The 11,650-nt window shown below is 40.8% G+C and carries 11 protein-coding genes; all 11 read right to left on the reverse strand.

Annotated elements, in window-relative coordinates; genetic code table 11:
* Position 1: 1 nt before the first annotated feature.
* On the reverse strand, positions 2-994 hold the full coding sequence (locus GM661_RS17610; protein WP_230867971.1) for a lipoate--protein ligase: 993 nt from the start codon (positions 992-994) through the stop codon (positions 2-4).
* 143 nt (positions 995-1,137) lie between these two features.
* On the reverse strand, positions 1,138-2,646 hold the full coding sequence (gene putP / locus GM661_RS17615; protein WP_230867972.1) for a sodium/proline symporter PutP: 1,509 nt from the start codon (positions 2,644-2,646) through the stop codon (positions 1,138-1,140).
* Positions 2,647-2,835: 189 nt separating this feature from the next.
* The gene (locus GM661_RS17620) at positions 2,836-3,873 is read right to left on the reverse strand and encodes a patatin-like phospholipase family protein (protein ID WP_230867973.1); all 1,038 of its coding nucleotides are present in this window, start codon (positions 3,871-3,873) and stop codon (positions 2,836-2,838) included.
* Between the two features lie 67 nt (positions 3,874-3,940).
* A complete protein-coding gene (locus tag GM661_RS17625) occupies positions 3,941-4,441 on the reverse strand; it encodes an NUDIX hydrolase (RefSeq protein ID WP_269059897.1) in 501 nt (166 codons plus the stop codon).
* Positions 4,442-4,554: 113 nt separating this feature from the next.
* Positions 4,555-6,276 carry an NADH-dependent [FeFe] hydrogenase, group A6 gene (locus GM661_RS17630; RefSeq protein ID WP_125986679.1) on the reverse strand — a complete coding sequence of 574 codons (1,722 nt, stop codon included), beginning with the start codon at positions 6,274-6,276 and terminating at the stop codon, positions 4,555-4,557.
* Between the two features lie 29 nt (positions 6,277-6,305).
* Positions 6,306-8,108 (reverse strand): NADH-quinone oxidoreductase subunit NuoF, encoded by a 1,803-nt coding sequence (gene nuoF, locus GM661_RS17635; protein ID WP_230867974.1) that lies wholly within the window; start codon positions 8,106-8,108, stop codon positions 6,306-6,308.
* 2 nt (positions 8,109-8,110) lie between these two features.
* Positions 8,111-8,485: a (2Fe-2S) ferredoxin domain-containing protein gene (locus tag GM661_RS17640; RefSeq protein WP_230867975.1), complete on the reverse strand. Its 375-nt coding sequence runs from the start codon at positions 8,483-8,485 to the stop codon at positions 8,111-8,113.
* Position 8,486: 1 nt separating this feature from the next.
* Positions 8,487-9,038, reverse strand: coding sequence for an ATP-binding protein (locus tag GM661_RS17645; protein ID WP_230867976.1), 552 nt, complete (start codon positions 9,036-9,038; stop codon positions 8,487-8,489).
* A gap of 8 nt (positions 9,039-9,046) precedes the next feature.
* Positions 9,047-9,538: an NADH-quinone oxidoreductase subunit NuoE gene (gene nuoE, locus GM661_RS17650; RefSeq protein WP_230867977.1), complete on the reverse strand. Its 492-nt coding sequence runs from the start codon at positions 9,536-9,538 to the stop codon at positions 9,047-9,049.
* A gap of 451 nt (positions 9,539-9,989) precedes the next feature.
* Positions 9,990-11,354, reverse strand: coding sequence for a PFL family protein (locus tag GM661_RS17655; protein ID WP_230867978.1), 1,365 nt, complete (start codon positions 11,352-11,354; stop codon positions 9,990-9,992).
* Between the two features lie 12 nt (positions 11,355-11,366).
* Entirely contained in the window at positions 11,367-11,636 is a 270-nt protein-coding gene (locus GM661_RS17660) for an ACT domain-containing protein (protein ID WP_125986691.1), read from the reverse strand.
* Positions 11,637-11,650 lie beyond the last annotated feature (14 nt).

Raw genomic sequence — 11,650 nt, forward strand, 5'->3', positions numbered from 1 at the left:
GTTATATATTCTTCTCCTTTAGCCAGGAAACAATATCAGTTATTATTTCCTTATTTTGGTCAGGATTAATCTTCTTAATTCTTTTACTTATTTCCTCAATGTCAAAAATACAGCCTTTGAGCATTTCAGCAATTTTTCTTATTAATTCAACCTCCATCGCATCAGAGTAAATAACCGCCTCTTCAATAATACCCCTGCTGGCCTGTAGGCAGAGCTCTAACCCCCCCCAGGGGAATCTTTTCTCAAAAACAACATTGAAATCCGGGGAGCTGCCGAACAACCATTCCCAGGAGGAATATTTCTCATATAAACCCTTTAATTTAGAAATATCTTCAGGCTGTAAATACTCAGTCTGTCCTTTACCACCATACTCCTCTAAAAAAGAAGCCTCCATAGCCTGTTTAAGCATTTCAAGATTTAAATCAGCCTTCAACTCTTTCAGATTAACCACCCTGGAGCGAACCGAATCAATCCCCTTGGATGCTATCTTCTCAGCTGATACCTGAAGGTATTTAAGCATCTGAGTAAAGTCAGTATCAAGTAATAGTGTGCCATGATGATATGCCTTGTCAGCTGCAAAATAAAAGGCATTCCCTGAAAACTTTTTGCCTTCAACAAGCAGGTCATTCCGACCGGAAAACTCAGCCCCAATTCCCAACTGTTTAACAGCCTCAATAATAACTCTCAACTGTCTATTTAGATAATAATTAGCACGCCCCATAATAAATGTAAAATTAAGATTACCAAGGTCATGGAAGACCGCACCACCTCCTGATAAGCGGCGGGCCAGCTTACCTTCATCTCTTTTTAGGACCTTATAATTACATTCCTTCCAGGCGTTCTGATTACGTCCGATAACCACTGTCCGCTGATTCTGCCAGAGATAAAGCAGAACTTCATCCTGGCTAATGCTCTCCAACAAAAATTCTTCCAGAGCCAGGTTATACCAGGGATTATTACTTAAAGAATAGATTATTTTTGTTTTAAGCGGCATTGATAAACCCCCTGACAATTTTAAGTAAATAATTTACTTACTAATATTATACCACTTTTATATCTCCAGACAATAGATAAAACCCACTTCCTTAGCAGAAGCAGGTTTTATTTATTATTCCCGGTCAGCATAAAAACTAGCAGTTATTCATTGGCCAGTGGTTTCATAGCCATCTCAAATTCCTTTTCCACTCCCTCTACCGGGCCATCACCCAGTAAACTAATTAAATATATAAGCAGGGCAGCCAGTATAAACCCTGGAATAATCTCATATAGGCCAGTATAGGCAAAGAAGTTTTTCCAGATAATTACCGTTAATCCACCCGTAATTATCCCGGCCAGTACACCATTCCTGCTTGTCCTCTTCCAGAAAAGGGAAAACAAAATAGCTGGTCCAAAAGAAGCGCCCAGTCCTGCCCAGGCATAAGCAACTATGTCCAGTATCGAACCCCCTGAAAGGGCAAAAACAAGCCCCAGAATAGTGATTAAAGCAACTGTAGCACGGCTTACCCAGAGCAGTTCCTTCTGCCCTGCCTCTGGTCTAAAAATGGCTTTATAAAAATCCTCTGCCAGGGCACTGGAAGAAACCAAGAGCTGTGAGTCTATCGTACTCATTATAGCCGCCAGAACAGCTGCCAGAAAAATACCGGCTATCCACGGATTAAACAATCTCTGTAATAATACTAGAAAAACAGTCTCTGTATTTGCCAGGGGCTCTGGTATAATAACAATACCCATCATACCAACCAGTACCGCCCCTATCAGGCTGATAACAACCCAGCTAATCCCTACAAACTGAGATATAGGGAGCTGCCGGGCAGACTTTATCCCCATAAACCTTACCAGTATATGAGGCATACCAAAATAACCTAGCCCCCAGGCCAGCAGGGAGATTAAACTAATAAAAGTAAAGCCGTCCCCGGTATTAAGTGAGGTCCACCTAACCCTGTCAGCCAGATTATAATCAACAATTTTAGAGGCATTAAGAAGATCCGGATTTACAGCAGCAATCTGTTTCCATAGTTCATCAAATCCTCCTAAACTGCTGATCACAATGATAGGAACTATGATCAAAGCAATAAACATAAGTAAACCCTGCACAAAATCAGTCCAGCTGACTGCTTTAAAACCACCCAGAAAGGTATAAAGTCCAACAACAATTACAGCCAGAAAGACAGCAACATTATAGTTAATTCCCAATATATTTTCAAACAATATTCCACCAGCAATCAAACCTGAAGAAACATATATTGTAAAGAAAATCAAAATTGCTAAAGCAGTTACAATCCGCAGATAATGGGATTTATCTCTGAAACGGCTTTCAAAAAAATCGGCTATTGTTATAGCATCTACCACCTCAGTATAACGGCGCAGTCTTTGGGCAGTAAACTGCCAATTTAAATAAGTACCTAGTGCCAGTCCAATACCTATCCACATGGCATTAAAACCACCTGCGTAAACCGCACCTGGAAAACCCATCAATAACCACCCTGACATATCACTGGCCTGAGCACTTAAGGCAGTAACATAAGGATTTAGGGTCCTACCCCCTAAAAAATAGTCCTCTATCGATTCATTCCGGCGGTAGTAATAATACCCGATTAACAACATCCCGATTATATATACTATAATTGTAATGAGTACAGGATCCATTACTTATCACCCCTTTTCTCTCTTATCAAACGGCAGAGTGAAAGTAAGACAATCATCCCATTTGGTACCAACAACCAGAACCATGTTACAAAAGGTAAACTATAGTCCATTTCCTTAAACCCCTCCTATTTACTCTAAAACTATAAATATTAATAAGACCACTATAAATATATATTCTCAATAAATAGCCTATTTCCTTTTTTTAAATAATTGCCTACTATCCCGTTCACCCTTTTTAATCAATTCCTCAATGACCTTTTTATTGTTAAATCCCCCAATACCGGGTGGGTCAAGTTCCTGAGCAGGTGCAATCTTATTAATCGATATCATCTTACTATTATTATGGTGTTTCAAACCATAAAGCTTTCTCATCTCAGCAAGAAAACCAGCCGGTAATGAACTCTCATATTGATTCAACAATTTTATTAAGCCATTTAACTGTTCTGTCCGATGGAGATCACCATATAAAAGTTGCCCAAAAGCCATATCAATAAATTCAGCAATTACCTCTAGGGCAGAATACTGGGGATGGACCTTACCGTCTTCATAACCATCTTCAATCTGATCAAGAGGGGATAAAAAAACAACATAGATATCACTTGTCCCCCACATAATCGCTTCCCTTAAGGGGGCATTACATAAGGCCCCACCATCAATATAATTGTCCCCCTCAATATTAACCGCAGGAAAGGCTACCGGGAAAGCCATTGACCCCAGAACAGCCTCAATCACTGCTATATCAGAGTTATAATCAAATATCCTGAGTTTTTTCCTGTTGAGATTAGTGCCAGTCACACTTAACTGGCAGTCCCTATAATCAGAAAACCTGCGTTTAACAGGTATATAGCTGTTAAGAACCGCCTTAACTATCTTATTGCTAAATATTGAAGATATTTTACAGGGGTTAAAGAAATTATTTAAAAAACCAGACCAGTTTAGGGTTAAAAAATTATCAACCTTCATCCAGGCCTCTTCCATCCCATCTCCTATCTCCCTGCTGCTCAACCCCTTTTTAATAAACTCAGCAAGTAATACAGCATTAAAGGCACCAATAGAGCTCCCCGTAACCAGGTCAAATTTAATCCCCATCTTTAAGAGTCCCTTTATAACCCCTGCCTGATAAGCACCCTTGGCACCACCACCTGATAAAACTAGCCCTGTCTCTAAATTCCTGTGATACTTATCGGTTAAAGAGTACTTTCTCCTATATTTTCTCATATTCACCATAGCTATACCCCCATTAATATTATATTGGGTACAGCAGAAGGGTATGACATTAAAAAACCTGCAGCCCTTAAAGCCCCAGGTTTTCTTTTGCTTTTTTTAAAGCCTTGTTAAAACAACTAAAGCTAAAATCAACAGCATCGTTAATCTCAACAAACCGTACATCAGCAGCGTCATCAGCTGCCTTTAACTCTCCCTGCAGATTATTAACTAGATACATTACAATCAACACTGGACCATAAACCCTGGCATCCTGGGTATAAACCCCCAGCAGTTCAACTATTCTCCCTGTTAATCCTGTTTCTTCCTCCAGCTCACGCAGACAGGCCTGCTCAGCTGTTTCACCTGGATCAATAAAACCAGAGGGAGGAGACCATAAACCTTTACCAGGCTCAACACCTCTCTTGACAAGGAGTATTTTGCCATCTCTAACGGCAACCGCACCCACCGATGACCTTGGATTAAGGTAATGAACAAAACCACAGGAAGTGCAGTATTTCCTCATCTTATGATCAATCACATCTTCACTAAGACCTTTACCACATACCGGACAAAAATTATATTGATACAAACCCCTCCCCCCTATCCTGCTTCGTATATATTATATATTCTCCCCAAAAATATAATCGCCTGCCTATTCTATTAATTAAAAACGCTGACCACCAGGCCAGCGTTTTCATATCTCTAGTTCTTAGCACGTGCTTTAAAATGTGTATGCAGCAATTTGTGTGATTTATCAGCAAGTGGTTCCCCCAGGAAGTCATCATATAACTTCTGAACCATAGGGTTTTCATGTGATTTACGGACATACTTGTTTTTATCTATACTGGCAAGGCCTTCAGCCCGTTTATCCTTTTTCTCATTATTAACAGGCAAGGGCTGACCGCCACCACCAACACAACCATGAGGACAGGCCATTATTTCTATCCAGTGATATTTCGAATTGCCTGCCCTGACTTCATCCAGGAGTTTAGCAGCATTACCAAGGCCACTGGCTACAGCAACATTTACTACCAGATCACCAATCTCAACCTCCGCCTCTTTAATACCACGAATTCCAAGATTAAGACGTTCCAGTGGTTCACCAGTCAATTTCTCTTTAACTGTCCTTAAAGCGGCTTCAGTTACACCACCAGTAGTACCAAAGATAGTACCAGCCCCTGTTGACTTACCCATCAGTTCATCATATTCATCATCTGCCAGATTATTAAAGTCAATACCAACTTCTTTAATCATTCTGGCCAGCTCTCTGGTAGTCAGAACTGCATCTGTATCTTTATAACCACTATCAACCATCTCTTCCCTGTCTTTTTCAAACTTCTTGGCAGTACAGGGCATTACTGAAACAGTATATATATTGGCTGGGTCTATATCAGATTTCTCTGCATAATAGGTCTTAACCAGTGGTGAAAACATTTGCTGTGGTGACTTAGCAGTAGAAACATTATCCAGCAAATCAGCATAATTGTGTTCAGCATATTTAATCCATCCCGGACAACAGGAAGTAATATGGGGCAATGGTTTATTATTTTCAACCTTATCAAGGAATTCATAACCCTCTTCCATAATTGTCAGATCAGCACTAAATTCAGTTGAAAAGACCCTGTCAAAACCGAGTTTACGCAGGGCATTAACTAATTTGCCAGTAACTACTGTCCCTGCTTCCAGCCCAAACTCCTCACCAATAGTAGCCTGAATAGCTGGGGCAGTCTGTACTATGACATGTTTATCCGGGTCTTCCAGGGCATGCCAGACCTTATCTATTTCACTTACTTCTGTGATAGCCCCTACAGGACAAACCGTGGCACATTGACCACAGTTAGCACAGTTAATTTCACTCTGTGGTAGATCAAAAGCTGTCGTAACAACTGAATCAAAACCACGTTTACTAAATTGTAGGGCAGAAACCCCTTGAACCTCTTCACAGACACGAACACAGCGCCCACAGAGAATACATTTGTTGGGATCCCTCTTTAAAGCAGGCCCCCTATCATCTAAAGGAAGATTCCTTTTTTCACCTTCTAAAGGTTCAATTTCTTCACGTCTAATCCCCATTTTATAGACTATATCCTGCAGTTCACAAGTTCCATTCCTGTCACAGCCCAGACAGTCATTGGGATGGTTAGCTAACAACAATTTAACATTCCGGCCCCTGGCCCTTCTGGCCCGGGCACTACGGGTACTTAAGTTCATTCCATCAGCAGCCGGAGTGACACATGAAGCTACCAGGCTGTCGTTATCAAGATTTTCTACCACACAAACACGGCAGGAACCGTGAAGGGTTAAATCAGGATGATAACACAGGGTTGGTATATCAATACCTACTTCGCGGGCCGCTTCCAGAATGGTAGTACCTTCTTCGACCTGAATCTCCTGTTCATCTATAGTTAATGTTATTTTACTCATGGTACGAGACACTCCTTTATTATATATTTTTAACCCTGGGAAATAGCATCTACTGGACATTTCTGGGCACAGGCACCACAGGAAATACAGATATCACCATCGATCTGATAACTCTCTTTTGGTTTGCCCGAAATAGCATCTACTGGACAGACCTTAGCACACATTCCACAACCTACACAGGTCTCTTCATCAATTACATAGGCAGCAGCTAGCCCCTGACAGACACCAGCAGGACATTTTTTGTCCTTAATATGGGCTTCATATTCATTACGGAAGTACTTAATTGTACTCAACACCGGATTAGGGGCAGTCTGTCCCAGCCCACATAGGGCTGTATCCTTAATATGCTCACCCAACTCCAGGAGTAATTCGATATCCCCCTCTTTACCCTCACCTTCACAGATTCTGTTTAAAATTTCCAACATTCTTTTAGTACCTTCACGACAGGGAGTACATTTCCCACAGGACTCACTCTGGGTAAAATCAAGGAAGAATTTAGCAACATCAACCATACAGGTCCCTTCATCCATTACCACCATACCACCTGAACCCATCATAGCCCCAATCTCTTTTAAAGAATCATAATCAATAGGGAGATCAAGGTAATCAGAAGTAATACAGCCACCTGAAGGTCCACCAGTCTGAACAGCCTTAAACTTCTTACCAGATGTTAACCCACCACCAATATCAAAAACAATCTCACGTAAAGTAATTCCCATCGGAACCTCCACAAGACCAGTATTATTAATCTTACCAGTCAGGGCAAAAACCTTGGTTCCTGAACTATTTTCTGTCCCTACACTACTAAAAGCCTCTGCACCTTCATTAATAATGTAAGGGACATTTCCAAAGGTCTCAACATTATTAATATTGGTTGGTTTACCCCATAAGCCTTTATTAGCAGGGAACGGTGGTTTCGGCCTGGGCATACCCCTTTTACCTTCAATAGAAGCCATTAAGGCAGTCTCTTCGCCACAGACAAAGGCCCCGGCTCCTTTCTTAATATGAAGGTCAAAACTAAAATCACTGCCAAAGAGATTATCACCCAGCAAGCCTAGTTCTTCAGCCTGTTCAATCGCCTTTTGCAGCCTGGTAATTGCCAGTGGGTACTCGGCTCTTACATAGACATAACCTTCATCAGCCCCAATAGCATAAGCAGCAATAATCATCCCTTCGATCACTGCATGGGGGTCACCTTCCAGCAGACTGCGGTCCATAAAAGCACCTGGGTCACCCTCATCAGCGTTACAGATAATATACTTTTTATCACCAGCTGCTTTCCTGGTAAAATCCCATTTTAAACCTGTTGGGAACCCCCCTCCACCACGTCCGCGAAGGCCGGAGTCTTTAACCTCCTGAATAACCTCTTCTGGGGTCATTTCTGTAATCGCCTTACCCGCTGCTTCATAGCCACCGCTGGCAATATATTCTTCAATACTCTCCGGGTCTATTCGACCACAATTAGATAATACTATCCTTCTTTGTTTTTTATAGAATTCTATATCCTGATATGCTGGAATACTCTCTTCACTGATCGGTTCTTTAAATAATAATCTATCAACAATTCTACCCTTTAAGAAATGCTCTTCAACTATTTCAGCTACATCCTCTTCCTTAAGCTGACAGTAAAAGACCCCTTCCGGGTAAACAATCATAATTGGTCCCTTTTCACAGAATCCATGACACCCTGTCTCAACTATCTTTATTTCTTTACTTAGATCATGCTCTGCCAGCTCATCTTCCAATACTGTTTTTATCTTTTTAGAACCAGAAGAAACACAACCTGTACCAGTACAGATTAATACATGGGAACGATAAATAGACTGGTCCATGACTAATTACCTCCTTCATCAAAACGTGCTATTGCTAAATCTTCTACAACATTACCATTTATCACATGTTCAACAATAATCATTTTAACATCAGCCGGTGTAAGGTTACCATAAGTAACCCTATCCTTCCCAGGCATTTTAACATCAAGCAGTGGTTCCTTCTCACACATACCAATACAGCCAGTCTGGGTAACAATTACATCCAAACCCCTTTTATCAATCTCCTTCATGACTGCCTTTAATATCTTACGGGCTCCGGCCGCAATACCACAGGTGCCCATCCCAATAATAATCTTGGGGCGCTCACTATTACTCCTCATCTCTAAATCCTTCTGAACCTTACTTCTTAATTCTCTTAATTCTTCCAGAGATTTCATTTTATAAGTCACCTCCATACAGGTCTCTTAATTCTTCATTAAGATTCTTTTCTATCCAATTTAAAACAGGGTATTCATTAATCGAAACATCCCCTAATTCAGCCTTAATCTCCTCAGTACTAAATACAAATTCCCGCCCCTCATAAACATGCCGATAAATAAAATCTATCTCCGGATTAGTTGTAATCAGGGCAACAATCGTTCCTACAATATCACCCAGTGGGACGCGGTCAATATTGTTATATTCAAAGTAAGCAGTAATCCTGGTGCCTTTACCCGGTTCTGACTCTATCTTCATATCCCCCTTGGATCTCCTACTGGCCTCCCTAAACAGTGATAGGCCGAGACCAACTTCCCTGGTCTTTCGCGAAGTAACAAAAGGGTCAACTACTCTACTGATGTCCTCTGACTCTATACCTTTTCCATTATCCTCTATCACAATTATTAACAGATTTTTAGCTATATCTTCTCTAATAATTAGTTTAATTAAGTCAGCATCAGCTGCAATTGAATTCTGTACTATATCAAGAATATGCAGTGATAATTCCCTCATAAGACCACTTAGATATACTCTTTTAAAATGTCTTTAACTTTTTCTGGTGTCAGCCGCCCATGTGTATCATCATTAATCATCATTACAGGTGCTAAACCGCAGGCCCCTATACAGGCAACTGTTTCCAGAGTAAATTTCAGGTCTTCAGTAGTCTCTCCATTTTCTATACCCAGTTCATCCTGTACTGCCTGAAGAACCTCTGCCCCGCCACGGACATGACAGGCTGTACCCATACAGACTCTCAGTACATTCTTACCCCTTGGTTCCAGGTGGAACTGTGTATAAAAGGTAACAACACCATAGACCTGGCTTAAAGACATATCAAGGAAAGTGGCTATCTCTTTTAGAACATCCTCTGGCAAATAACCATACTCATCCTGAGCATCCTGCAGAATGGGAATTAGGTATTTTTCATCCTTTTCATAACCCTCAAGTATTTCCCTCAATGGAGCCAGATACTTATTTAAGCTTTCCTTTCCTCCTCCACAACTACATGCCATCTTAATACCCCTCCTTATTGAATTATATTGGTCAGCAAAATAATACAAAAAAATCCTAGTTAATTATTTCACATACTATAAGCCATGATTATTATATGTCACTTGCAAGCCGATGTCAATAGTAGACACCATTTTCTGAATATAATATAATATTCTGCAATTTATTCATTTTTTTCAGCTATATAAGTTTTGTTTAATTTATTCACACTAATGCTTTGTGTAAGCCAATTATATTAATGGAGCGACTAGTCTAAACTTTCTTTTAAGTTCCGCAATGTTAGCTTAAACACTAGCTCATCGAGAGCGTCGTATATTTTTCACGTAGGCAGGATGCTGGAGTGAAAAATATGTGGACAGTGAGTGGAGACAGGACGCCGTAACGAACGACAAGCGGAATTAATATAATTGGCTGGAACGGAAAAGTGCTATATTTAAGTGCTACTTATATAAATTAATTCCGCAGGCTATGCAGAGGAGCCGGGATTCTTCCTCCCCGCTCTATAAAACTAGTACTAGGGAAATTGCTGATAGCCATTACTGGTGCTTTACCTAATAAACCACCAAACTCTACACTCTCACCAACCTTTTTGCCTGGAGCAGGAATTATTCTAACTGCAGTGGTTTTATTATTTATAACACCAATAGCAACCTCATCTGCAATAATAGCTGAAATAGTCTCTGCTGTTGTCTTACCTGGTACAGCAATCATATCAAGTCCTACTGAACAGACACAGGTCATTGCCTCCAGTTTCTCTATGTTTAAGGCACCTATTTCTACCGCTTCTATCATACCCGCATCTTCACTCACCGGTATAAAAGCCCCACTTAATCCACCAACATGGGAGGATGCCATTACACCACCCTTTTTTACAGCATCATTTAGAAGAGCCAGGGCAGCTGTTGTACCTGGTGCACCACACCTTCCAACCCCCATTTCTTCCAGAATCCGGGCCACACTATCCCCCACAGCAGGTGTTGGCGCCAGTGATAGGTCAACAATACCAAAAGGAACACCTAATCTTTTAGAGGCCTCCCTGGCTACCAGTTGACCCATCCTGGTAATCTTAAAAGCAGTCTTTTTAACTGTTTCAGCTACCACATCAAAAGGCTCACCCTTAACCCCTTCCAGGGCCGATTTCACAGTACCAGGACCACTAATGCCCACATTTATCACAGACTCCCCTTCACCTATCCCGTGAAAGGCACCAGCCATAAAGGGATTATCCTCCGGCACATTAGCAAAAACTACCAGTTTAGCACAGCCCAGGCCATCCTGTACTGCAGTTAAATCAGCTGTTTCTTTAATAACCTGACCCATCTGCCGGACAGCATCCATATTAATACCGGCCCTGGTGGTAGCTACATTTACCGAAGAACAGACCAGCTCTGTCTCTTTTAAAGCAGTAGGAATTGAGTTAATTAATCTGTGATCCCCACTGGTATAGCCCTTGTGTACCAGAGCAGAATATCCTCCAAGGAAATCTACTCCTGTCTCCCGGGCTGCCTGATCAAGTGTCCTGGCTATCCTTAAGTAATCTTCCTCAGCTGCATCAAGGGCTTCAGCAATTAATGATACTGGGGTAACAGAGATCCGCTTATTTATAATCGGTATCCCATATTCCAGTTCAATCTCTTCCCCTACTTCTACCAATCTACCAGCATATTTAATAATTTTATCATATATCTTCGTAGACAAACGTTTAATATCAGGGTCAACACAATCACGTAATGATATCCCCATAGTAATAGTCCTGATATCCAGTTTCTCTTTTTCTATCATCCTGATTGTTTCCATTATTTCATATGGGCTTAACATGCTAATTCCTCCTTAGATACGGTGCATTGACCTAAATATATCTTCATGCTGTAGTTTTATCGACAAACCCAGTTCCTTTCCAACCCTGTCAAGTTCTTCATTTAATTCATCCTGAGGGATGTTGAGTCCTGAAATATCAACAAGCATCATCATTGTAAAATAATCCTGTAAAACAGTCTGACTAATATCCAAAATATTAACATTAGTACTAGCCAGCAAACTACTTACTTTAGCAATTATGCCAACTTTATCTTCACCAATAACTGTAATTATCGCCTTCATCTTTATCTGCCCTT

The sequence above is a fragment of the Iocasia fonsfrigidae genome (assembly GCF_017751145.1).
Lineage (GTDB): Bacteria > Bacillota > Halanaerobiia > Halanaerobiales > DTU029 > Iocasia > Iocasia fonsfrigidae.

Excerpts from the sequence above, each read along its gene's own strand:
- nuoE (WP_230867977.1), bottom strand. The coding sequence starts at position 9,538 with ATGGCATGTAGTTGTGGAGGAGGAAAGGAAAGCTTAAATAAGTATCTG.
- GM661_RS17640 (WP_230867975.1), bottom strand. The coding sequence starts at position 8,485 with ATGAAATCTCTGGAAGAATTAAGAGAATTAAGAAGTAAGGTTCAGAAG.
- GM661_RS17630 (WP_125986679.1), bottom strand. The coding sequence starts at position 6,276 with ATGAGTAAAATAACATTAACTATAGATGAACAGGAGATTCAGGTCGAA.
- GM661_RS17620 (WP_230867973.1), bottom strand. The coding sequence starts at position 3,873 with ATGGTGAATATGAGAAAATATAGGAGAAAGTACTCTTTAACCGATAAG.
- GM661_RS17645 (WP_230867976.1), bottom strand. The coding sequence starts at position 9,038 with ATGAGGGAATTATCACTGCATATTCTTGATATAGTACAGAATTCAATT.
- putP (WP_230867972.1), bottom strand. The coding sequence starts at position 2,646 with ATGGATCCTGTACTCATTACAATTATAGTATATATAATCGGGATGTTG.
- GM661_RS17610 (WP_230867971.1), bottom strand. The coding sequence starts at position 994 with ATGCCGCTTAAAACAAAAATAATCTATTCTTTAAGTAATAATCCCTGG.
- GM661_RS17655 (WP_230867978.1), bottom strand. The coding sequence starts at position 11,354 with ATGTTAAGCCCATATGAAATAATGGAAACAATCAGGATGATAGAAAAA.
- GM661_RS17660 (WP_125986691.1), bottom strand. The coding sequence starts at position 11,636 with ATGAAGGCGATAATTACAGTTATTGGTGAAGATAAAGTTGGCATAATT.
- nuoF (WP_230867974.1), bottom strand. The coding sequence starts at position 8,108 with ATGGACCAGTCTATTTATCGTTCCCATGTATTAATCTGTACTGGTACA.